The 21,666-nt window shown below is 54.2% G+C and carries 23 protein-coding genes; 15 read left to right on the top strand and 8 right to left on the bottom strand.

All coding sequences use genetic code 11. The features are described 5' to 3' along the window. Positions 1 to 38 precede the first annotated feature (38 nt). Positions 39 to 491: a c-type cytochrome gene (locus tag K7H09_RS15705; protein ID WP_027959375.1), complete on the bottom strand. Its 453-nt coding sequence runs from the start codon at positions 489 to 491 to the stop codon at positions 39 to 41. Between the two features lie 455 nt (positions 492 to 946). Here K7H09_RS15705 and K7H09_RS15700 point away from each other — a divergent pair, with 455 nt between their 5' ends. The 9 genes from K7H09_RS15700 (at position 947) to K7H09_RS15660 (ending at position 10,298) form a co-directional block, all read left to right on the top strand. Beyond that, positions 947 to 1,513, top strand: a complete 567-nt coding sequence (locus tag K7H09_RS15700; RefSeq protein ID WP_230805153.1) for a YIP1 family protein — start codon at positions 947 to 949, stop codon at positions 1,511 to 1,513. A 69-nt stretch (positions 1,514 to 1,582) separates the two neighbouring features. Beyond that, a complete protein-coding gene (locus tag K7H09_RS15695; protein ID WP_230805152.1) occupies positions 1,583 to 1,933 on the top strand; it encodes a DUF488 domain-containing protein in 351 nt (116 codons plus the stop codon). Between the two features lie 322 nt (positions 1,934 to 2,255). Then, the gene (locus K7H09_RS15690) at positions 2,256 to 2,558 is read left to right on the top strand and encodes a c-type cytochrome (protein WP_230805151.1); all 303 of its coding nucleotides are present in this window, start codon (positions 2,256 to 2,258) and stop codon (positions 2,556 to 2,558) included. A gap of 26 nt (positions 2,559 to 2,584) precedes the next feature. Next, entirely contained in the window at positions 2,585 to 4,732 is a 2,148-nt protein-coding gene (gene nosR / locus K7H09_RS15685; protein WP_230805150.1) for a transcriptional regulator NosR, read from the top strand. A 17-nt stretch (positions 4,733 to 4,749) separates the two neighbouring features. Next, positions 4,750 to 6,627, top strand: coding sequence for a TAT-dependent nitrous-oxide reductase (gene nosZ, locus K7H09_RS15680; protein ID WP_027959373.1), 1,878 nt, complete (start codon positions 4,750 to 4,752; stop codon positions 6,625 to 6,627). A 46-nt stretch (positions 6,628 to 6,673) separates the two neighbouring features. Further along, positions 6,674 to 7,972: a nitrous oxide reductase family maturation protein NosD gene (locus K7H09_RS15675; RefSeq protein WP_141441138.1), complete on the top strand. Its 1,299-nt coding sequence runs from the start codon at positions 6,674 to 6,676 to the stop codon at positions 7,970 to 7,972. Next, positions 7,969 to 8,901, top strand: a complete 933-nt coding sequence (locus K7H09_RS15670) for an ABC transporter ATP-binding protein (protein ID WP_230805149.1) — start codon at positions 7,969 to 7,971, stop codon at positions 8,899 to 8,901. Before K7H09_RS15675 ends, K7H09_RS15670 begins: the two co-directional genes overlap by 4 nt. Further along, positions 8,898 to 9,722 carry an ABC transporter permease gene (locus K7H09_RS15665; RefSeq protein ID WP_230805147.1) on the top strand — a complete coding sequence of 275 codons (825 nt, stop codon included), beginning with the start codon at positions 8,898 to 8,900 and terminating at the stop codon, positions 9,720 to 9,722. The genes K7H09_RS15670 and K7H09_RS15665 overlap by 4 nt, the downstream gene beginning before the upstream one ends. Before the next feature lie 39 nt (positions 9,723 to 9,761). Further along, the gene (locus K7H09_RS15660; protein ID WP_230805145.1) at positions 9,762 to 10,298 is read left to right on the top strand and encodes a nitrous oxide reductase accessory protein NosL; all 537 of its coding nucleotides are present in this window, start codon (positions 9,762 to 9,764) and stop codon (positions 10,296 to 10,298) included. A 32-nt stretch (positions 10,299 to 10,330) separates the two neighbouring features. On the opposite strand, the gene K7H09_RS15655 is transcribed toward K7H09_RS15660, so the two are convergent. The 3 genes from K7H09_RS15655 to K7H09_RS15645 form a co-directional block, all read right to left on the bottom strand. Next, entirely contained in the window at positions 10,331 to 10,717 is a 387-nt protein-coding gene (locus tag K7H09_RS15655) for a SirB2 family protein (protein ID WP_230805143.1), read from the bottom strand. A gap of 11 nt (positions 10,718 to 10,728) precedes the next feature. After that, positions 10,729 to 11,121, bottom strand: a complete 393-nt coding sequence (locus K7H09_RS15650) for a hypothetical protein (RefSeq protein ID WP_027959369.1) — start codon at positions 11,119 to 11,121, stop codon at positions 10,729 to 10,731. 83 nt (positions 11,122 to 11,204) lie between these two features. Then, positions 11,205 to 11,774: a hypothetical protein gene (locus tag K7H09_RS15645; RefSeq protein WP_223827952.1), complete on the bottom strand. Its 570-nt coding sequence runs from the start codon at positions 11,772 to 11,774 to the stop codon at positions 11,205 to 11,207. A gap of 176 nt (positions 11,775 to 11,950) precedes the next feature. On the opposite strand from K7H09_RS15645, the gene K7H09_RS15640 reads away from it, so the two are divergent. From K7H09_RS15640 to K7H09_RS15620, 5 genes are all read left to right on the top strand, one after another. Next, the gene (locus K7H09_RS15640; RefSeq protein ID WP_041158445.1) at positions 11,951 to 13,849 is read left to right on the top strand and encodes a type IV pili methyl-accepting chemotaxis transducer N-terminal domain-containing protein; all 1,899 of its coding nucleotides are present in this window, start codon (positions 11,951 to 11,953) and stop codon (positions 13,847 to 13,849) included. Then, a complete protein-coding gene (gene narL, locus K7H09_RS15635) occupies positions 13,849 to 14,517 on the top strand; it encodes a two-component system response regulator NarL (RefSeq protein ID WP_027959366.1) in 669 nt (222 codons plus the stop codon). Before K7H09_RS15640 ends, narL begins: the two co-directional genes overlap by 1 nt. A gap of 238 nt (positions 14,518 to 14,755) precedes the next feature. Beyond that, entirely contained in the window at positions 14,756 to 16,348 is a 1,593-nt protein-coding gene (locus K7H09_RS15630) for an antiporter (protein WP_230805141.1), read from the top strand. Positions 16,349 to 16,420: 72 nt separating this feature from the next. Then, complete coding sequence (locus K7H09_RS15625; protein ID WP_022523564.1) at positions 16,421 to 16,879, top strand: universal stress protein; 459 nt, start codon at positions 16,421 to 16,423, stop codon at positions 16,877 to 16,879. Between the two features lie 57 nt (positions 16,880 to 16,936). After that, positions 16,937 to 18,430 carry an MFS transporter gene (locus K7H09_RS15620; RefSeq protein ID WP_230805139.1) on the top strand — a complete coding sequence of 498 codons (1,494 nt, stop codon included), beginning with the start codon at positions 16,937 to 16,939 and terminating at the stop codon, positions 18,428 to 18,430. A 92-nt stretch (positions 18,431 to 18,522) separates the two neighbouring features. On the opposite strand, the gene K7H09_RS15615 is transcribed toward K7H09_RS15620, so the two are convergent. Further along, positions 18,523 to 18,843, bottom strand: coding sequence for a carboxymuconolactone decarboxylase family protein (locus tag K7H09_RS15615; RefSeq protein WP_039858439.1), 321 nt, complete (start codon positions 18,841 to 18,843; stop codon positions 18,523 to 18,525). A 159-nt stretch (positions 18,844 to 19,002) separates the two neighbouring features. Further along, on the bottom strand, positions 19,003 to 19,419 hold the full coding sequence (locus tag K7H09_RS15610) for a MarR family winged helix-turn-helix transcriptional regulator (protein ID WP_230805137.1): 417 nt from the start codon (positions 19,417 to 19,419) through the stop codon (positions 19,003 to 19,005). 126 nt (positions 19,420 to 19,545) lie between these two features. Here K7H09_RS15610 and K7H09_RS15605 point away from each other — a divergent pair, with 126 nt between their 5' ends. Next, on the top strand, positions 19,546 to 20,112 hold the full coding sequence (locus K7H09_RS15605) for a YIP1 family protein (protein ID WP_230805135.1): 567 nt from the start codon (positions 19,546 to 19,548) through the stop codon (positions 20,110 to 20,112). Positions 20,113 to 20,195: 83 nt separating this feature from the next. On the opposite strand, the gene K7H09_RS15600 is transcribed toward K7H09_RS15605, so the two are convergent. Next, complete coding sequence (locus K7H09_RS15600) at positions 20,196 to 20,627, bottom strand: DUF488 domain-containing protein (RefSeq protein ID WP_230805133.1); 432 nt, start codon at positions 20,625 to 20,627, stop codon at positions 20,196 to 20,198. Positions 20,628 to 20,849: 222 nt separating this feature from the next. Continuing rightward, positions 20,850 to 21,666: peptidoglycan-binding domain-containing protein (locus tag K7H09_RS15595; RefSeq protein WP_230805131.1), on the bottom strand; the 817-nt coding region annotated here is incomplete at its 5' end.

The raw sequence follows: 21,666 nt of genomic DNA, 5'->3' as shown, positions 1-21,666 counted from the left end.
TGTACGGTTCTCCTTGATTCATCCTTCGGCTGGTAGCTTCAGCCAGCGGGATGTGGGGGCCAGTCCTGGTTGTCGATACCATCGGTCCATTCGAGAAAGTCAATTAGCGAGTTCATATCCTCTTCGCTAAAGTCATACGCTGGCATTTGACGACGACCCTCGATCCCCAATGGCTGGGCGCGGATCCAGGCATTAATACCCGATCGGGCAGCCTCAGGATTTTCATGGCCTCCATAGCGTTCCCAGACGTTACCCAGTTCAGGAGCGAAATAAGCCCCCTCCCCCATAATGCTATGGCAGTTGATACACATGTTTTTTTCCCACACTTCTTTGCCATGCTTAACAGAATCCGTGAGACCTTCGCTGTCCGTGGAGACATTGACCATGTACCAATGACTATGAGCCGTTAGCGCGGCAAAGAGCAGGAAGAAGAACAGCGAACCACCGTAGAAAATATTGCGGGCCGCTGATTTAGTGAGACCATCAGCCATAAGCCATACTCCCTTGCTAGTCAGATCCGACCTTAGGCTGGGAAGCCAAAAGGCATACGTTTATTAAGATGTATATTATTTACATTTTTAAGATTAGCAGAAGAATCCCTCTAGCAACATTGCCACAGGTCAATTTTTGGCAAGAGCGATACCCTTGGTAAATTTAAGATTACGAATTAATTCGAGCCAGAACGCGGCTGGGGTTCTTAATAGTACCTAACCACTCTGTGCGATTTTCACCAGGACATAGCCGTTCTAGAGGTAGGCTGATGCTATGACTTCTCAGATTTCACACGGGCATGTACCACTGATGCTGATATGGGTTGCACACTCTTAAAACAGAGGGAATCAAGCTTCACACTTGACAAAATACAAACTAGCCTTAATTCTGAATATAATATCACGACATGATATTTTGAGCTCACAACGATCACAACTGACTGCGAGGCTAGACAATGAACCCTCTAACCATTATTCAACTGCCCTTTACCCATTTAGCGGGATGGAAAGACCTCCAGCAACGCCATCCTTCAATCGCCACTCTGGCCTGGTGCATCGTGCTGCCAATGTCGTTGTTACCTCCCGTGATGCTCTATTATGCCGGTACACACTACGGAGATATCTTCGCTCCAGGCTTCGCCGATCGGCAGTGGCGCTTCATCACGACCATTCTATTCCTGGCCGAGCTGCTCACCTTCTTTGTAATGGGCTGGCTAATTCACGCGGTGGTCAATAGCGATCGTGATCTCTCAATTAGCTACCACGACGCTTATCTGTTGGCAGCCCTAGCACCTTTGCCACTTTGGTCCGCAGCGATCGCTTTGCTGATCCCCAGCCTGTTGTTCAATGCGCTGGTAGTACTGGTGGCACTGGGCATCTCTTGCAGTTTGGTCTACCACGGGCTGCAGGCTCTGTGTAAACGCTCAGCGAATGACGTAACAACGATGTCTGCTACTTACACCGTTATGGCCGCCGGGGTGCTGGCATGGGGTTTACTGATGGCTATTGTCTGGGCTTACTAGGATTCAAGTAGAGTGGAACCGACTCACTAGCTAGGCTTAAAAGGAAACTCATTTACTTGCGAGATAGCGATGGATATTGAATTAAAGCGAGCCTATGACTCACCTCAAAGCAAAGATGGTTATCGTGTCCTCGTCGACGGTATCTGGCCGCGCGGGGTGTCCAAGGAGGAAGCCAAAATCGATGAATGGCGCAAGGAGGTCGCCCCAAGCAGCGAACTTCGCAAAGCGTTTCATCATGGCTCACTCGACTGGAGTGGCTTCCGCCGTCGCTATCTCAAAGAGTTAACCTCTTATCGCGAGTCTCTTCGTGATCTTGCACAACGTGCCAGGAAAGAGCGAGTTACTCTGGTATTTGCCTCTAAGGAAGAGCGCCGTAACAATGCCGAAGTGCTGCGCCAGTACTTGAACATGTTGAAATAATCCGCGCTGTAAAAAACATTTCTACATCGCCACGCCCCTAGCGCCGTGGTGCATAGCCAAGCGTCTGAATTTCGAGTTGAAATCACAATAACGACTGACGTCATCGCCTACCCACTAAGGGATAAGCTAATGCTCTGTAGGGGTACGCGAGACTAAAAATGATCCAGATCAATATTAGCCCCCCTTATTTCTTTAAAGTGAACTTTATACCTTTTCTCGTACTGAGAAATCAGTACTCAGCAACTCGTATACCTCTATAAACCACCTTGCCACGTTGCCGAATTGGTAATTTCAACTCAAAAGATGCATAAGGAATACTTCAATGAAAACCCTCGCGTCCATACTGTTGCTAGGCGTTGTTGCTTCTATTTCGGTTACCGCTCATGCAGATGGCGAAGCCACCTATAACCAAGCCTGCATGGCTTGCCACATGACGGGCGCCGCAGGTGCTCCCATTCGCGGCAATGCCGAACACTGGGAGCCACGCTTAGAAAAAGGCATGGACACCCTGTACGACCACGCGATTAACGGTTTTCAGGCAATGCCGCCGAAAGGAGGCCAATTGGGCTTGAGCGATGACGAAGTGAAAGCTGCCGTCGACCACTTGTTAGAACCGGTTCTATAACGCTCTTGACCCGAAAGGAAACCACGATGTCCCCTGTGGCTTGCCCGCGCCGTCTAACCGGCATCTGGATTAGCTTACTGTTACTCCTAGCGATAACACTGCCCGCCCAAGCTATAGAACTGGAGCAGGTACGCGAGGGGTTTCCCACGGCAGAGCGTCTTGAAGCCGCGGATTCACAGTGGCCGGTAAGCCGTGTACTCGCCAGCGACGATGAATTGCTCGGCTACGCTTTTGAGAGTGTGGATGTCGCTCCGATCCCCGCCTACTCGGGCAAACCGGTCAATGTACTGGTGGGGATTGATCTGGATGGGCAAATTGTACAGGCCGACGTCCTCAGTCATTCAGAGCCGATCATGCTGGTGGGCATTCCCGAGTCGAAGCTGAATAGCTTCGCCGATGAGCACGAATCAGCCCACGTCAATGACAGGCTCAGGGTCGGCGACAATCTTGACGCTATCTCTGGTGCGACGGTGACCGTCATTGTCGTCAGCGACACCATCATGCGCAGCGCCAGGCAAGTGGCCGCTGAACAGCAGCTTATTGCCGCCCCCTCCCAGACACCACCGGCACGCGTTCGAGAAGACGTTTTCGCCCCTGCAAACTGGGATGAACTGACCGGCGACGGCACCATTCGCCGTTTGCAACTGACCCATGGCGAGGTCGATGAGAGCTTTGTAGGTACGCCCGCCGAAGATTACCTGCGCTCGCCACAGCCCGCCGATAAAACCTTTATCGAGCTGTTTTACACCTACCTCAACCCACCAACCGCTGGCCGCAACCTGCTCGGCGATACTGGCTATGACCAACTAATGGTCGAGCTGAAGGATGGCGAGCACGCTATTGCCGTCATGGGGCTTGGTGACTACTCATTCAAGGGCTCAGGGTATGTGCGCGGCGGCATCTTCGATCGCATAGAGCTTTCACAGGGCAGCACCCGGGTCAGCTTTCATGATCGCGATCACATCCGCCTGGGTGATCTGGCCCTCGAAGGCGCGCCCTCACTGGCCGAGCGAGACATCTTCATCGTCCGCGAAGAGGCGGGCTTCGACCCCGGACAACCGTGGCAGCTGGAATTACTGGTTCGCCGCTCCTCTGGCCCCTTGGATACCGAGTTCAGCCGCTTTAGCGCCGACTACAGTGTTCCCGAGGCCTATATAGAACGGCCTGAGGCACTGGTGGAAGAGCCTATCTGGGTACAGGTTTGGCGCGACAAGGCTTTCCAGATCGCTGTGCTATCCGCCGGATTATTGGTGCTCACTGGCATCATGCTGTTCCAGGATGTGCTGGCGCGCCACCCGCGTGTACTGAACCCACTGCGTCTGGGTTTCAAGATATACACATTAGTATTTATCGGCTGGTACTCGCTGGCCCAGCTATCAGTCGTCAATATCCTTACCTTCACCAACTCGCTGATCAGCGGTTTTAGCTGGTCCTCATTTTTGATCGACCCAATGCTATTTATTCTCTGGTCGTTCGTGGCGGTGAGCCTGCTGCTGTGGGGCCGCGGAGTTTTCTGCGGCTGGCTATGCCCCTTCGGCGCTTTACAAGACCTGGTCAACCAGGTCGCTCGCAAACTAAACGTTAAGCAGATTGAGGTGCCCTTCGGGCTCCATGAGCGCCTTTGGGCGATTAAATACATCATTCTGCTGGCCTTGTTCGCAGTCTCGCTACATTCGCTCGGCACCGCGGAACGCTACGCCGAAGTGGAGCCGTTCAAGACCGCAATCACCCTGCGTTTCCAACGTGACTGGGCCTTCGTTATTTATGCTCTGGGACTGGTGGCGATTTCTGCCTTCAACCACAAATTCTACTGCCGCTATCTATGTCCGTTGGGTGCCGGGTTGGCTATTCCTTCGCGTTTACGCCTGTTCGACTGGCTCAAGCGCCACCGCGGTAGCTGCGGTACCCCGTGCCAAATCTGTGCCAATGAATGCGAAGTGGCCGCTATACACCCGGACGGCCGCATCAATGCCAATGAGTGCCACTACTGTCTCGACTGCCAAGTGACCTACCACGACGACCAGCGTTGCCCGCCCATGGTCAAGCGCCGCACGCGCTATGAAAAGGCGGCCAATATGTCATCGCGCGGTAATAGCGTTGAGACCCAACGGGATACCGATGCCAGCGGCAAACAGGCCGCATGGCAACGCATCCCTCTTCACCAGCAAGACTGATCTCAGGGGAATCAAGCATGAGCGATAAAAAAGACCATATTCAGGATATCGGCCGTCGCCATTTCTTGCGCAATACCGCCGTCACCGGCGTTGCCGGGGCGGGCCTGGCCAGTGGTTTTGGCGCAGGTGCGTTACTCAATAGCCGTCAAGTTCAGGCCGCCGGCGCCAACGGTATCGACGTTGCACCCGGCGAGCTCGACGATTACTACGGCTTCTGGAGCGGTGGCCACTCGGGCGAGGTTCGGGTGCTCGGTGTACCTTCAATGCGCGAACTGATGCGGATTCCAGTGTTCAACGTGGATAGCGCCTCTGGCTGGGGGATCAGCAACGAGTCGAAGCGGATACTCGGCGAATCGAGCCATTTCCTCAACGGCGACTGCCACCACCCCCATATTTCCATGACCGACGGCAGCTACGACGGCAAGTACCTATTTATCAACGACAAGGCTAACACCCGCGTTGCGCGCATTCGTCTCGATATCATGAAGACGGACAAGGTCACCACCATCCCCAACGTCCAGGCGATTCACGGTTTGCGCCTGCAGAAGGTGCCTTACACCAAGTACGTCTTCGCCAATGCCGAACTGCCGATCCCCCAGATCAATGACGGCCGCGACCTGGAGAACCCCGACAACTACTTCACTATGTTCAACGCTATCGATGCCGAAAGCATGGACGTGGCTTGGCAGGTGATCGTCGATGGCAACCTCGATAACACCGATGCCGACTACACCGGTCGTTTCGTCGCCTCTACCTGCTACAACTCGGAAAAGGGCATGACCCTGACCGAGACCATGCGCAACGAGCGCGACTGGGTCGTGGTATTCGACGTTGAAGCGATTGAAGCCGCCGTGGCGGCCGGGAACTACAAGACACTGGGTGAATCAAGCGTGCCGGTACTGGATGGGCGCAAGGGCTCGCAACTGACACGTTACATCCCGATCCCCAAGAACCCCCATGGCGTGAATACCTCACCGGATGGCAAATATTTCATCGCCAACGGCAAGCTATCCCCCACTTGCTCAATCATCGCCATCGACAAGTTGCCTGAGCTGTTCGACGACAGTATCGAACCGCGCGATACCATCGTGGGTGAACCTGAACTGGGCTTGGGCCCGCTTCACACCACCTACGATGGCCGGGGCAACGCCTATACCACGCTGTTCATCGATAGCCAGGTAGCCAAGTGGAATATTGAGGATGCCATTCGCCACTACAATGGCGAAGACGTCAACTACCTGCGTCAGAAGCTCGATGTCCACTACCAGCCTGGGCATAACCACGCCAGTCTCACCGAATCCCGGGATGCCGACGGCAAGTGGCTGGTGGTGCTGTCGAAGTTTTCCAAAGACCGTTTCCTGCCGGTAGGCCCTCTGCATCCCGAAAACGATCAGTTGATCGACATCTCCGGTGAGGAAATGAAACTGGTGCATGACGGCCCCACTTATGCCGAGCCCCACGACTGTATTCTGGTACGCGCCGACCAGATCAACCCAAGCCGAGTATGGACACGAGACGACCCCTTCTTCGCCGAGACCGTGGCCATGGCCGAGGCAGACGGCGTCAACCTGGAGGGCGAAAGCAAGGTAATCCGCGATGGCAATAAAGTACGCGTGTACATGACCTCCATCGCACCGCAATTTGGCCTGACCGAATTCAAGGTCAAACAGGGTGATGAGGTGACCGTGGTCATCACCAACCTTGACCAGGTCGAGGATCTGACCCACGGCTTCTGCATGGTCAACCACGGTGTGCAGATGGAGATCAGCCCCCAGCAGACCGCTAGTGTCACCTTCACCGCCGACAAAGCCGGGGTGCACTGGTACTACTGCAACTGGTTCTGCCACGCAATGCATATGGAAATGACTGGTCGCATGCTAGTCGAACCCGCCTGACGACAACACGCGGGCCGATTCCTTCGGCCCGCTGCGGGAGAACACCATGAAACGACACCCTGGCTATTTAGGTTGCCTACTGGCGCTGCTATGGCTTTTTTGGCTGCCTAGCGGGGTTTATGCCGCCGACTGGCTCGCCACGCCTGGTGAGCCGTTACAGCCGTTGATCGAACAGGCGACCGACGGCGATCAATTGCTGCTGCCTGCAGGACGCTACCCCGGGCGTGTGGTTATTGACCGCACGCTGCATATTAGGGGCGAGTTGCAAGCCATCCTCGATGCAGGAGGCCACGGCCATGCGGTGGTGCTGGCAGCTCCCAACATTATATTTGAAGGTGTCCGCATTGAAGACTGGGGAGATAACCTGACAGCACTGGAGGCCGCTATTTTTGTCGAGCCCGCCGCTCACGGCAGCAGCATCCGCAATAACCAGCTAAGCGGGCCTGGCTTCGGCATCTGGCTCGATGCTGTCAATAACGTCAGTGTGATAGGCAATACCATTCGTGGCGATACCCGACTGCGCTCTCAGGATCGCGGCAACGGCATTCACCTCTATAACGTTAGTGACTCAATTATTGAATCCAACGATGTTGCGCAGACTCGCGACGGCATCTATCTCGACAGCAGCCGCCACAACGTGCTGCGCGACAACACCCTGCATGACCTGCGCTATGGCGTGCACTACATGTACTCCTTCGACAATCGTATTGAAGGCAACCTGACCCAACGAACCCGAACCGGCTACGCCCTGATGCAATCCAAACGCCTGGAAGTCGTTGATAACCGTTCGGAAGCAGACGACAACTACGGCATTTTGATGAACAACATCACCGACTCCCTATTGAGCGGCAACCGTGTCGAAGGCGTCACCCAGCCCCTGGGGGCAGATGGCGAGGGGCGTCTAGCGGGCGGCGACGGCAAGGCACTGTTCGTTTACAACTCGCAGTTCAATCGTATCGAGAATAATCGTTTCGCAGCCAGCGACATTGGCATCCATCTCACCGCCGGTTCAGAGGATAACCAAATGGCGGGCAACGCCTTCATCGCTAATAAGCAGCAAGTCATGTATGTCGCCACCCGTGAGCAGGATTGGTCGGGCAATTACTGGAGCGACTACCTGGGTTGGGATCTTGACGATAACGGTGTCGGCGACACCGCTCATGAGCCCAATGACGCCATGGATCATCTTCTCTGGCGCCACCCCTCCGCGCGCCTGTTGATGCAAAGCCCTGCGGTGTTGGCACTGCGCTGGGTGCAACGTCAGTTCCCGGTGTTTCGTCCCCCGGGGGTCAGAGACAGCGCGCCCTTGATGAGCGAGCCCGGCCGAGAAGGAAATGCTCCATGAACCCAGTAATAGAACTACAGCGAGTTACCAAGCGTCACGGGGCGCTGGTGCGACTAGCTAAAATGGATCTCACCATCAAAGAAGGCGAGATGCTCGCCCTGCTGGGACATAATGGCGCGGGCAAGACGACCATCATGAAACTCATACTGGGCTTAATTGCGCCCAGCTCGGGCCACGTTGACGTCCTCGGTGGCGCTCCTGACGGGCCACATGCCGAACGCCTACGGCGTCAGTTGGGCTATCTACCTGAAAACGTCACCTTCTACGAACAGCTCACCGGGCGTGAAGTGCTCACCTATTTCGCTCGTTTAAAGCGCGCTGACCGCCATCAGGTAACGGTTCTGCTTGAGCGTGTGGGCCTGGTCGAAGCCGCCGACCGTCGCGTTAAAACTTACTCCAAGGGCATGCGTCAGCGCCTTGGCCTGGCCCAGGCTTTACTAGGGTCTCCCCGGCTATTGTTGCTGGATGAACCCACCACCGGCCTTGACCCCGCGGCCACCCGCGATTTTTATCAAGCGGTAAAAGCCCTACGCGACAACGGTTGTACCGTGCTGCTCTCTTCCCATGTACTGCCGGGCATCGAACCCTATATCGACCGCGCCTTGATCCTGGGCAAAGGGCGACGCCTGGCCCTGGGCAGCCTTAAACAGCTGCGTGAAGAAGCACAGCTACCGCTCACGTTTCGTATCCACGGCACATTGCTGGCCATGCAGTCTCAGCTCTGGAAAGCCATGTCCCTTGAGCCTATCCCAATCAATGAGCGCTGTGTGGAGGTCAACGTGCCCGCGGAAAATAAAATGCAGGTACTACGTCAATTAACCACCATGCCGAATATCGACGACATCGAGTTATCACCACCCACCCTTGAGCATCTCTACACGCATTTTTCTACTCGCCCCGCCTCACTGACGCTAGGAGCCAGCGCATGAAGGCCATGTTCATCGTCGCCGCCAAAGAGTTCCAGGATGGCCTGCGTAATCGCTGGGTACTGGCGATCACCGTGATCCTTGCCGTTCTGGCAATGGGTATTGCCTACTTTGGTGCCGCTGCGAGCGGCGGTCTTGGTTTTACTTCACTGGCCACCACCCTGGTCAGTTTATCAACTCTGGCCGTTTTTCTGATCCCCTTAATCGCGCTGATGCTAGCCTACGACGCCGTTGTTGGTGAGCAGGAGGCCGGCACGCTACTACTGCTACTCACCTACCCTATAAGTCGTTCGGCGTTGCTGTTTGGTAAGTTCTTCGGCCATGGGATGATTCTGGCTGTCGCCACGCTACTCGGTTTTGGTATCGCGGGTATGGTTATTGCGTTGGGCGCTGAAGGCGTACCGCTTATCCAACTAACCGTCGGCCTAGCACGATTGATCGCCAGCAGTGTGCTCTTGGGCTGGGTGTTTTTGGCCTTTGCCTACCTGATCAGCGTAACGGTCACCGAAAAGGCACGGGCCGCCGGGCTGGCACTAGGAGTGTGGTTTCTGTTCGTGCTGGTATTCGATCTAGTACTGCTGGCCCTACTGGTTGGCGTCAAGCAGGGGGGCGACTGGCTCCCCTACCTGATGCTGCTCAATCCCACCGACAGTTTTCGCTTGATCAACCTGTCGGGGTTCGACAGCACACAGCTAGAAAGCGGTATCGCGGCTATCGCGCAGCAAGGTGCGTTCCACTCTGCCTGGCCGCCCTTGGCAATGCTAGTTTGGGTCGTGGTGCCCCTGCTATTGGCCGTCCGTCGCTTCCACCGTCATACCGCTTAACATCATCTCTTAACATCATTTTATTAACGAGGATTGACCATGCCCGCCCTGCTGCCCATTCTGGCCCTTACTATTTTGCTCATGACCGGTTGCAACAATGCCACTGACAGCGCCGAAGGGATGCCGCCTCAGCCTATTAGCGGCGATGACATCTGCCATGTATGCGGTATGTTTATCACCGAATTCGAAGGCCCCAAAGGTCAGGCATTTATGCAAAGCCACAGTGACGCGCGTAAGTTCTGCTCTACGCTGGAGATGTTCGTTTTCCTCCAGCAGCCCGAAAATCAGACCCAGCTGCGACACGCATATGTACATGATGTCGGCGTGACACCCTGGGAAGCACCTAAAGACGATGCCTTTATCCCTGCAGCAGACGCTTGGTATGTGGTCGGCCACGATCGGCGCGGCAGCATGGGCCACACCCTTGCGCCGTTCTCCAGCCATGAGCATGCCGAGCAGTTCGCCGTAGTTCATGGTGGCGAGATAATCACCTATGACGATATCGACCTGAAATTGCTCACCCGGCTCGGGCGCCACGACCGGAGCGGCCATGCCGCCCACTCAATGGCGCAATAAAAGTGAGGAGTGAGGCAGAAAGTAGCCGCAATTCAGGCTAGCCAGGAAAGCGGGCTGTGATGTATGGCAGCCCCCACCATGTAGGCGAAGATAGCCACCGCCACTACCGCTGCCAAGGCTCGCACCGTTGGCGTTGCACCGCGCTTAATCGCAATGGTGCCAATACCGATATAGGCCAGCAGCGCCAGTAACTTGGCGCCAAGCCAAGGAAGCTGCCAGGGCCATACGGAAAGCAATACCATCAAAGTCACCCCCAGCCCCAACAGAGCCGTATCAATAAGATGAGGCAATACCTTGACCCAACGGGCGTTGAGCCGCGGGCTTTCCTGCACCGACCACCAGGCGCGCACTACGAAGAGCGTGATGCTCAGCGCAGCGGCCGACATGTGCAGGTGCTTGATGAGGAAATAGTGCTCCATGGTAACCGTCCCTAGCCGACGTTAACCGCATTGCCGTGATGATCGAAGGCAAGATAGGCGGTGATATTACCCATTTGCAGCGACTCCATCATACGCTGGAGCTGCCGTTCAACCTCGGCGTCATCTTTTGGGTCGTCCATGGCAGCTGTGAAAACTAGATCCCATTCGATCTCAGTACGGCGTGACTCCTCAACCAACGCCGCCATGCTGGTCAACTCCTCCGTCGACTTATCTACGCATACCACAGGCACCAACACACCCCCTTCACCCTGTTCGAAGCGACGACGCTGGTCAGCATCAGGGAAATCGGGCAGCTCTGCGCGAACGAACACAAACAGCAGGCGCTGGGGCTTAGGTTGTTTACGCGCTTCCTGCATTAAATCGGCAAATGTCGCTATGGTCATAAAATGGGCCTTTATCGCTAGTGGTTTAGAATCAGAAGGTGAGAGAGTAGGTAAGAATGAACAGGTGAGACTCATAGGCGGCGTTACTCGGGTGACTCTACGAAAAGCCACAGCAGCAGCATTACCATAAACAGAGGGATCAACAGGCTAAGTGGCGCCGCGCGCCAACCATAGGCTTGGACTACCAGAGGCGCCATCCGCAAGGAAAACCCTACCCCCGCCGCTAAAGCCAGAAAAAGGGCGACACAAAGACTCACCCAACGACCAGGCATCCAGCCTTTGGCGTGGGCGATGCCCGTCGTAATCACCGCACCTCCCAGTCCAAGCCCAGCCCCCACTAACAAAAACTCCCACGGTCGGCTAGCCATCCCAAACCCGCCCAGCGCCAACGCTAGCCCCAGTAATAGCCATTGCATCAAGCGGCAGGTGTCTCCCCGCCTGGCGATATACCAAGCCGGCCAAGCCAACAGCACACCGCTACTCAACGGTACCAGCACATAGAGGGGTTGTTTTGCGAGCAGGGCATAAAGTGTCCAGCCAGCCACCGCTAAAGCGCTTGCCAGCGGCATCAGCAGCATGGCTACCAGCAACTGATAACCATTTACTGGCTGTTTTGATGTCTCCAACGTGGGAGGCGGCACAGATGATGGCATGGCGTTTCCCAGCGAGGGTATAAAGACATCGGAAGACATGTAAGAATTGTCTGTAAATACTGGGCGTAGGTCAAAAAACATCGGAGGTAGGTCGGCTAACCCCAAAGGAATAGCCCTCGTATCGAAATGCAGACAGTGCCACACTCCCTTACCTCTTCCGCGCTATCGGAAATGCCATGAAATTACTTCAGCGCTCCCTGGTTGCTCGCATCATTGCGTCCTTACTTGCCATTAGCGGGATGGCACTCATCAGCATCACCCTGACCATGGCAATGTCTAACAGCAGCCGTGGCGATGCTGCCGCGATTAATGTCGCTGGCTCACTACGCATGAATGCCTATCAAATCATGGGGGCACTGCAACGCCTGGAGTATGCTCCAGAGGAGACTAGCGCAGAACAGCTCGAAGGACTGATTTCGAGCTTCGATCAACGTTTGTATGGCACAACGCTTCAACAAACGATCCCCATCGATGATCGGCATGAGCGCCGCCGTCAACTGGAAAAACTTCAGATCTACTGGCAGCACACGCTTCGTCCGGCACTAGAGGCACCGTCCCCAGCCACTGCGCTTGACCTCGATACGCTAGAAATGATGATCGTGGCGATGGTCAATGACATTGAAGTGCTGGTGACCTATTTGGAAGAGAGCACTGAGGCCAAGGTGCGGCTGCTGGGGATGATGCAAGTGCTCTTTCTGGTACTGATCGCTATAGTGGTCTCGATCGCCCTCTACGATGTTCGCTTCAATCTGGTAGTTCCTTTGCGTCAACTGATGGTTCTTGCCCGCGAGGCGGCACAGCGTAACTTCAAGCCACGCTCCGAACTCCGCGGCAGCGACGAGTTGGCTTTGTTGGGCCATACCTTTAACAAGATGTCTGCGGAGCTTGCAACAAGCTACGCCGCATTGGAAGACAAGGTGTCGCGCAAGAAGCAGGAGCTTGAACGCAGTAATCAGGCACTGCGGGTAATGCACGATGCCAGCCGCTCGCTGTATGGGGGCGGTAATGATCTCTGCTCTAGCGCAGCCCCTATGTTACGCGAACTGGAAAAGCTGCTGGATATCGGGCCAATACGGCTTTCTCTCAACGATCCTTTCGACCAACGGGAAATGCCGGTTTTAGAAACCCACTCGCGTACCCGACCAGAGTATTGCCGTGACCAGGAGTGTCACGCTTGCCTGATCGATCCTCGCCCCTTGGAGATGGTGTCCAATAACCAGTCACAGTGCTTACTGCTACCGATTAGCGTAGGCGATACGCTGCTAGGCACCCTGGAAGTGTGGTATCCCCAGGAGCGCCTCAACGATAGCACCCGTCGGCTGCTCACCATGTTAGCCGACCAGCTCGCCACGGCGGTGTACCTGCAGCGACGTATCGAGGAGCAGCAGCACGTTACGCTGATCAACGAGCGAACCATCATTGCGCGGGAACTTCACGATTCACTAGCCCAATCGCTCTCTTATCTCAAAATGCAGGTCGCTCGACTCGAACGCATGCAGCAAAAAGAAGCCACCCGAGAGATGCAGTCTGCGGTATTCGACGAGCTGCGTACCGGCCTAAACAGCGCCTATCGTCAGCTACGTGAGCTGCTCACTACCTTCCGGCTCAAACTAGAGGGGCCGGGGCTGCAATTTGCCTTACGCCAGACCGTCGATGAGTTTAGCCAGCGCATGGAGGTAACGGTCGAGCTTGAGTACGATGTACCGCCTTACCTACTTAACCCCAATGAAGAAATTCACGTGCTGCAGATCATTCGCGAGGCGCTGGCCAATACCCACAAGCACGCCCAAGCCCACTGGGCTGGAGTCACTGTGCGCTTCGCCGATGCTCGCCTGCTAGTGCGTATTGAGGATGACGGCATAGGCCTGGAAGACGATAGCTCGCCACCTATGCACTACGGTTTGGTGATCATACGCGACCGAACCACTACCCTGAACGGGGAGCTGAGTATCACCAATCGTCCCACAGGGGGGGCAAGCATTGAGATAGTCTTCACCCCGTTGACCGCTCGCTTAATTCAGCAGCAGCCTGTGACGGCTGCCTCCGACTCTCACTTAGGTACAGGGACTTCTTAATGACGCTGACCACCGCCAACGATACACCCGCCAGCCTGATGATTATTGATGACCACCCGCTACTACGGCGTGGCGTCGCTCAGTTGCTTGAGCTAGAGGACGATCTTGAACTGGTTGGCGAGACGGGCGACCCTGAAGAAGGCATTGCACTGGCCCTCAAGCTTGAGCCTGACCTGGTTTTACTTGATTTAAACATGCCGGGCGTCAATGGCTTAGAAGCCTTGCGCCGCCTACGGGAAGCCAACTATAGCGGCCGTGTGGTGATGTTCACTGTTTCCGACCATGAGGATGATGTTGTCGCCGCGCTGCGCAACGGTGCTGACGGTTACCTGTTAAAGGATATGGAGCCTGAAGACATGGTTCGCCAACTGCGTCAGGCTGCTTTGGGGCGCATGGTCATCAGCGAAAGCCTGACCGCCCTACTCGCTGAAGCCCTGCGTAATCAGCGCAATGCCCCCACCACCCCGGATATTCATAGCCTGACGCAGCGTGAACGCGAAATTCTGCAACAGCTTGCTGGCGGACTCTCCAACAAGCTCATCGCACGCAAGCTGGATATTACCGAAGGCACGGTCAAGGTTCACGTCAAGCATCTGCTCAAAAAGCTTAACTTACGCTCACGTGTCGAAGCCGCCGTCTGGGCAGTCCAGGAAGGTATCGATCACTAATCGATTCTGTGTGGTTACCTCTAAAGACTCACAGAATACTTTTGCTCTGACCCTCCTTTACCTTCTCTCGATTTTTTCTGTTTAAAATCAATGAATCCAGGCTTTTCAGCGACTACCTCTCAAGAGGTATGTCGCTGTTTTTCATGCTATTTCCACCTATTCCCCAATTTCTTCCTCCAGCGTATCTTGCTTTCTAACTGCTAGATGCAGATAGGTTTGATGCCAAGGGGAAATCGCCATGAGCAAGAGAAATGCCGACATTGAGAAATGGAATGTCGAAGACGCCCAATTCTGGGAACAGGAAGGCAAGCACATTGCCAACCGCAATCTATGGATATCCATTCCCAGTCTGCTGATGGGATTCGCTGTCTGGATGATGTGGGGAATGATTACCACCCAAATGCAGAACCTGGGTTTTTCGTTCACGGTTAACCAGCTATTTTCACTGACGGCGCTTGCCGGTCTAGCAGGTGCCACCCTGCGCATCCCAGCATCGTTCATGATCCGCATCGCTGGCGGGAGGAACACCATCTTCCTGACCACCGCGCTATTGATGATCCCCGCAGCCGGCACTGGTATCGCCTTGATGAACCCAGGCACGCCGTTCTGGGTATTCCAGGCTTTGGCGCTACTTTCCGGTATCGGAGGGGGTAACTTCGCTTGTTCAATGAGCAACATTTCCACTTTTTATCCCAGCAAGCAGCAAGGTTACGCCCTGGGAATGAATGCAGGCCTTGGTAATTTCGGCGTCACGACCATGCAAATTGTCATCCCGCTGGTAATGACCGTCGGCATTTTCGGCGCTATAGCCGGTTCGCCGATGGAGTTGCAAAGCGCTAGCGGTACGTTGATCGGCCGAATCGAAGCAGGTACCGATACCTGGATACAGAATGCGGGCTTCATCTGGCTCGTGTTTCTGATCCCGCTAGCGTTCGCCGGTTGGTTCGGCATGAACAATCTACGCACTATTACGCCCAACCCCGGTTCGCCGGTAGCGGCTTTCAGCAAAATATTAGGGCTCTACGGGGTTGGCTTGGTGACCGCTGTCGTCGGTATGTTGGCTCTTGGCTGGCTTAATATGTGGATTGCTCTGCCACTAACCATCGTTCTAACCCTAGTGTTGTTGCGCCTGATTCCTGGCGACATCAAGCCCAATATCCAACAGCAGTTCGCGATATTTTCCAATAAGCACACTTGGTCAATGACCATTCTCTACATTTTGACCTTCGGCTCCTTTATCGGCTTCTCTGCGGCCCTGCCGCTCTCCATCAACGTCATCTTCGGCAACATGATGGAAGCCACTGCCGACGGTACGCTGATTCGCGTGGCCAACCCGGAGGCGCCCAGCGCTTTAACCTGGGCCTGGATAGGCCCCTTCGTGGGCGCCCTGATCCGTCCGCTGGGCGGATGGATCTCCGACAAAGTGGGTGGCTCCATCGTCACCCAAATAATTTCTGCAATCATGGTGGTCGCCTCTATCGCCACCGGTTACGTGATGATGCAGGCCTATAACGCCACCGACCCTAATCAATTCTTCTGGCTATTCCTGCTGCTATTCATTGTGTTATTCGCCGCCAGTGGTATCGGCAACGGCTCTACCTTCCGCAGCATCGGGGTTATTTTCGACCAGCAGCAGAAAGGCCCGGTACTTGGCTGGACCTCAGCCGTCGCTGCCTATGGCGCCTTCATCGCCCCGCGGGTAATGGGCGAGCAAATCCAGGCCGGCACACCGGAACTTGCCATGTACGGCTTTGCGGTCTTCTACGCCATCTGCCTGGTCATCAACTGGTGGTTCTACCTACGCAAAGGTGCCTACGTTAAGAACCCCTAAACAGGGCTTGCTTGTTTACGCCCGGAGCCAAGCTCCGGGTCTTCACCCCCTACCCCAATGCGGGAGGACACCATGAAAATCATGATCGCCTATGACGGTTCGCGAAACGCCAAGTTGGCTCTCGCTCAGGTCGTCAACATGTTCCGCTGCAACCAACCTCTGCTGGTACTGGTCGGCGTGGTGGAGAATCCACTCGACGCTACCGATAACAACGAGGCGCTTTTTCAGCAGGAGCACGATGAGGTTAAACGGCACCTTCAAGAGGGTGTGGCATTCGCCATTGGCGAGGGCTTCCAAGCCGAGCAGCTTCTAGCCGAAGGGGATGCGCGCAAGATGTTGCTGCAGGCCACTCGCAAACTCTCGCCAGACCTACTGGTCATTGCCCGCCATAGCCATCAGCCGGACGGCGGCATCATCGCCAAATCGTTGACTTATTTTGTTGATGAACTCGACTACATGACTTTCGGCAGCGTCAGCTCGTTCCTGGCCCGGCGCGCCGAGTGTCCCTTGTTGATCCTACCCAGCCCTTGAGCAGCCTCTACACCTCCTTTGGTACAGCCCACCTTTGGGACACAGGACGATACGACCATGAAAGTTTCCGCTGTATTCAAGTTTCGCAGCCCCGAAATTCGGGCCTTGCACCTGACCTGGATTGCCTTCTTTATTACCTTTTACGTGTGGTTCAACATGGCGCCGCTCGCGTCGAGCATGCTCAAGAGCGTCGACTGGCTGACCACGGATGATCTCAAACTATTCGCCATCTGCAACGTCGCCTTGACCATTCCCGCCCGCATCATCGTCGGCATGGCGCTGGATCGATTCGGCCCGCGACGGGTGTTCTCGGTGCTCATGGTCACTATGGCGCTACCGGCGCTGGCGTTTGCTTTCGGTAACAGCATGACGCAACTGCTGGTGGCGCGCTTAGTACTGAGTTCGATTGGTGCCAGCTTCGTGGTGGGTATCCACATGACGGCGCTGTGGTTCAAGCCCAAGGACATCGGCTTCGCCGAAGGCTTCTACGCTGGCTGGGGTAATTTCGGCTCCGCCGTAGCGGCCATGTCGCTGCCGACCATCGCCTTGAGCATGTACGGCGGCCCCGATGGCTGGCGCTGGGCTATCGCCCAAAGCGCTATTGTTATGGCCGCTTACGGTGTTTACTACTGGTTCGCGATTACCGATGGCCCGGATGCCCAGGCTCACCGTAAGCCACGCAAATCCGCTGCCATGGAAGTGAGCTCCTGGGGCGATATGATCAAGCTGATCATCTGGACCATCCCACTGGTCGGCGTACTCGCCATTCTGGTCTGGCGTATTCAGTATATGGGCTATTTATCAGTTACTGGTGCGACCATCGTTTATCTAGCCATTATCACGATCGTCATCTATCAAATTGTCCAGATCCTGAGAGTCAATCTACCGATCCTGCGTAAGGGTGTACCGGAGGATGATAAGTACTCGTTCAACAGCGTGGCGGCGCTGAACAGCACCTATTTTGCCAACTTCGGCGCTGAACTAGCAGTGGTATCGATGCTGCCCATGTTCTTTGAGGAGACCTGGGGCCTGAATGCCGCTACGGCCGGCCTGATCGCTGCATCATTCGCGTTCGTCAATCTGGTGGCCCGCCCCATGGGCGGCATGGTTTCCGACCGCATGGGTAACCGGCGCTTTGTGATGCTGTGCTACATGTTTGGCATTAGCGTTGGGTTCTTGCTGATGGCCATGCTCAATTCGAGTTGGCCACTGATCCTGGCCATTGCGGTGACCATCGGCACCTCGATTTTCGTACAAGGGGCTGAGGGGGCAACCTTCGGTATCATTCCCTCCATCAAGCGCCGCATCACTGGGCAAATCTCGGGCATGGCCGGCGCCTACGGTAATGTTGGCGCGGTGGTTTACCTAACCATCTTTACGTTTGTCACACCGTCGCAGTTCTTCTACATCATCGCGACCGGCGCCTTCATCAGTTGGGTTATCTGCCTAGTGTGGCTCAAGGAGCCAGAAGGCGCTTTCGATGACGAGTACTACGTCTCTTCAGTCGATAGAGACATCGAAGAGCAGGCTGTTCAAAACGCCAAGCACTGAACGGTCGGAACATCTGTAGCATCACGGCACTGTTCGCGTCGATTGGATCCGGACAGTGCCTCTAGAGTAAAAAGAGCGCCCCCAGAGCGCTCTTAATCAGGATCCGTGATGTCCTCAATCCAGGTTAAGGCCGCCACAGCAGTCGGAAATCCGGTGGTAGGAATCGCTAACATGGCTACTTGTTTAAGTTCCTCGGCACTCACGCCCTCCTCCAAGGCACGACGCACATGGGAGTGAACGGCCCCTTCAGAGCGTGCCCCTATGGCCAGCGAGAGTTTTATCAAGCGCCGGCTACGCTCATCAAGCGGCCCAGCTTCAGCACAGGCTTTGCCCAAAGCGGCATAAGCTTCCCATATCTCAGGATACTGGTTTGCGACATCTCCGGCTCCAGAAGGCAAATCATGCTTTGTCATAGTGCAATACCTTAATGATAAATTGAAGTTCACAGTATAGAAGTACAGCAACTAAATGCCACACACCACACTTAAGAGCTAAACACAGTAACCGAACCAAGTATTATTAATGAGGACTTTCGATGTATATTGGCTATATCCAACTTCTTAAGCTCAGCATTAAGTGGGCTTATTCCAACCAGGAAATGGCGTCTCTTCCTGCAAATGACTCAACTCAGGTTGATGAGCTTCAGCGATTTGCGTTACCCGATTCACGCCCTCTTCCAATAAATGCACTTCTATTTGACGGCGATCCTCACGCCCTTGCCGCCGCTCAACCAACGATAGCTGCTCACAGCGGTCAACTAGCGCCACCACCCCATGATGTTTTGATTGAAGCCGCTCCGCTAGCTCCCCCACCGTCGCCCAGTCTCTTCCATAGAAACCACGAAGATGTAGCAATAGTTGATACTGCAAGGGCGTCAGCCCATAGCGGCGACAGATATCTTCACTATGGCGAAGAAAGCAACGCAACCGGTAGCGAAATTGCGACAGCCGCTCAAAGTCGCTTTTATCAAGTGTCTCGGGGTTATTCATTTTTCCGTTTCTCTTAGCTACATACTTAACTATCACTTATTGGCCAATTTATAGCGCCTTTAAAAATACAATATCATACCATGATACAAGCAGCCATTGAGATTATTCCCCCAGGAGGGATCTGCAATGAGAGCACTCACTTTTCTCAAATTACCATTCAACCATCGTGAAGGCTGGAAAGAGTTACAGGCATCTTCCCCCTCCATTCCTTTACTAGCGTGGCTGGTGGTGTTACCCATGTCGCTCTTGCCGCCAGTAATGCTCTATTATGCGGGCACCCATTACGGCGATGCATTTATGGCGGGCTTTGCTGACCGAGAGTGGCGTTTTATCACGACAATTATTTTCCTTGCAGAGATATTGAGTTTTTTCGTTATTGGCTGGGTAATCTACGCTGTAGTCAATGGAACTGAAGAGCTATCTATCAGCTATCAAGATGCCTATTTACTTGCCACACTTGCACCACTACCGTTATTCGTTGCTTCATTGGCACTATTGGTACCCAGCTTACTTTTCAACGTAGTGGTTATACTTAGCGGGCTGGGCATCTCTTGCAGCTTGATTTACCGCGGCTTAAAAGCACTCTGTACCCATCAAGAATTTGATGTTGCTACGATCTCAGCCACGTACACAATCATGGCTGCCAGTGCTCTGGGGTGGGGTATTTTGTTTGCTGTTATCTGGGCTTATTAATCCATGAACATTAGGCGCACTGGCCTACAGGGGCACTAATGCAGTCATCGTCAAGCCCAATGATGACGCGTGAAGCAAACGGTCTAACGTTGAGAAGTGGGTAATTTGTGCGCCAGGCAAGGCGATGAGCAAAATTCACGATCACTCGCGTCTTCCTCTTCGAGCGCTGATAGCACCAGCTCTTTGATTACTGGAAGGTGGGAATCTTCAATTTCACGAGCGGCGGTTAGTAGGGTAACTCGCCCCGCTCGTGCGAATCTCATTAAAGGCAGTAGCTTATCGTGGCATGCCTTCAGCTCACGCCTGTAGCGCTCAAGAAAGAGTGATTTACTGATTTTTTGCTGTCGATACTGACGGCATAATTGAGACGCAGGCGCTATCTCCGGGCACCACTCATTCAGCGCCAGTAAACTGGGAGACAACCCGCTAGGACATAACCGATCAACCAACACCCGAGTGCCGTCGTGATCCTCTATCGGCGCATATATACGCTTTAGCATGATTTCATACGACATCGTTTATGTACCTGACTTTCAACCTGCTCACCCAAATCTATGTCGTTAATCAAACTGTTTACTACACCATATTCCATTTACTTTTCAATTGATTAACAACACCAAGCCGGTTATCCAACAATTTCGGATGCTACCCGACCAGCATTTCGGAAAGGGATAGCAAATGTTTTGAAGATAGACAGTAATAAAGCCTCAATTCTTGCCTTAAACTTCAGTACCAACTTACTCTACCCCTAGTGCTTGCAATGTTTCGCGATTCGGCGCTCCCGAAGCGGTGAGACCTTGTTTTTCCTGAAAATCCCGCATTGCACTCCTTGAGCCAGCGCCCCAAATACCATCTGGCGTTCCTGCTTCAAAGCCACCAGCATTGAGCATCATTTGAATGGCTCGGTAATCATCTTGAGTAAGATCAAGTGTTGTCCATCCACATGCACCTGCAACAGAATCAATTGCGTTTTGGACACCTGCAAGGTCAAATTCAGCATCATGCCGTTGACCATTACTATCTGTAATACGAATAAAGAATTTCTCGGCATCGTATAAGTCACGAAGCATTGACTCTGCCTCGCTCCCAAAGATTCCAGCGCCTTTATTAGACGTAAGCTCGCCCCATCGGGTCGACTGCGCTGGAGAGGTATCTATTCGATAAGTGATATCCAATGTATTACGCCGAAAATCGCCTCTCAAAAATTCGTTTTGAACGAAGATGAGTGATGTGTCTCCTTCACGGCACTGAGCGATGAGCGCGGTGAGACCACTGATATTGCCTGTTTTATAAGCTGAATAGTTCACTGCAATGATTCGTAGACTATCGTCGATAGCAGCCAGCTCCTCTTCAACTGTCCACCACCCCTCTATCCGATGCCCTTCGTTATACGCTTGTTCAAAGGGAGCTAGACTATAGTCAATGTTTGGATAATCAGGATCAGCCCAGGGAAAGCTTTCGCCAGCGCTAGCATTTGTGCTGCTAGTATTTTCGCTGTGACTAGTTGTCGTCCCCGCTTGGCTGTGAACCGTACCGGGATTCCCGGAGGCTCCA

Source organism: Halomonas sp. IOP_14, assembly GCF_021021315.1.
GTDB lineage: Bacteria > Pseudomonadota > Gammaproteobacteria > Pseudomonadales > Halomonadaceae > Vreelandella > Vreelandella titanicae.
This window is presented reverse-complemented; position numbering and strand designations above follow the sequence as displayed.

Bases quoted from the DNA above. Each gene is read 5' to 3' on its own strand.
- K7H09_RS15705 (WP_027959375.1), bottom strand. From the start codon at position 491: ATGGCTGATGGTCTCACTAAATCAGCGGCCCGCAATATTTTCTACGGT.
- K7H09_RS15700 (WP_230805153.1), top strand. From the start codon at position 947: ATGAACCCTCTAACCATTATTCAACTGCCCTTTACCCATTTAGCGGGA.
- K7H09_RS15695 (WP_230805152.1), top strand. From the start codon at position 1,583: ATGGATATTGAATTAAAGCGAGCCTATGACTCACCTCAAAGCAAAGAT.
- K7H09_RS15690 (WP_230805151.1), top strand. From the start codon at position 2,256: ATGAAAACCCTCGCGTCCATACTGTTGCTAGGCGTTGTTGCTTCTATT.
- nosR (WP_230805150.1), top strand. From the start codon at position 2,585: ATGTCCCCTGTGGCTTGCCCGCGCCGTCTAACCGGCATCTGGATTAGC.
- nosZ (WP_027959373.1), top strand. From the start codon at position 4,750: ATGAGCGATAAAAAAGACCATATTCAGGATATCGGCCGTCGCCATTTC.
- K7H09_RS15675 (WP_141441138.1), top strand. From the start codon at position 6,674: ATGAAACGACACCCTGGCTATTTAGGTTGCCTACTGGCGCTGCTATGG.
- K7H09_RS15670 (WP_230805149.1), top strand. From the start codon at position 7,969: ATGAACCCAGTAATAGAACTACAGCGAGTTACCAAGCGTCACGGGGCG.
- K7H09_RS15665 (WP_230805147.1), top strand. From the start codon at position 8,898: ATGAAGGCCATGTTCATCGTCGCCGCCAAAGAGTTCCAGGATGGCCTG.
- K7H09_RS15660 (WP_230805145.1), top strand. From the start codon at position 9,762: ATGCCCGCCCTGCTGCCCATTCTGGCCCTTACTATTTTGCTCATGACC.
- K7H09_RS15655 (WP_230805143.1), bottom strand. From the start codon at position 10,717: ATGGAGCACTATTTCCTCATCAAGCACCTGCACATGTCGGCCGCTGCG.
- K7H09_RS15650 (WP_027959369.1), bottom strand. From the start codon at position 11,121: ATGACCATAGCGACATTTGCCGATTTAATGCAGGAAGCGCGTAAACAA.
- K7H09_RS15645 (WP_223827952.1), bottom strand. From the start codon at position 11,774: ATGCCATCATCTGTGCCGCCTCCCACGTTGGAGACATCAAAACAGCCA.
- K7H09_RS15640 (WP_041158445.1), top strand. From the start codon at position 11,951: ATGAAATTACTTCAGCGCTCCCTGGTTGCTCGCATCATTGCGTCCTTA.
- narL (WP_027959366.1), top strand. From the start codon at position 13,849: ATGACGCTGACCACCGCCAACGATACACCCGCCAGCCTGATGATTATT.
- K7H09_RS15630 (WP_230805141.1), top strand. From the start codon at position 14,756: ATGAGCAAGAGAAATGCCGACATTGAGAAATGGAATGTCGAAGACGCC.
- K7H09_RS15625 (WP_022523564.1), top strand. From the start codon at position 16,421: ATGAAAATCATGATCGCCTATGACGGTTCGCGAAACGCCAAGTTGGCT.
- K7H09_RS15620 (WP_230805139.1), top strand. From the start codon at position 16,937: ATGAAAGTTTCCGCTGTATTCAAGTTTCGCAGCCCCGAAATTCGGGCC.
- K7H09_RS15615 (WP_039858439.1), bottom strand. From the start codon at position 18,843: ATGACAAAGCATGATTTGCCTTCTGGAGCCGGAGATGTCGCAAACCAG.
- K7H09_RS15610 (WP_230805137.1), bottom strand. From the start codon at position 19,419: ATGAATAACCCCGAGACACTTGATAAAAGCGACTTTGAGCGGCTGTCG.
- K7H09_RS15605 (WP_230805135.1), top strand. From the start codon at position 19,546: ATGAGAGCACTCACTTTTCTCAAATTACCATTCAACCATCGTGAAGGC.
- K7H09_RS15600 (WP_230805133.1), bottom strand. From the start codon at position 20,627: ATGTCGTATGAAATCATGCTAAAGCGTATATATGCGCCGATAGAGGAT.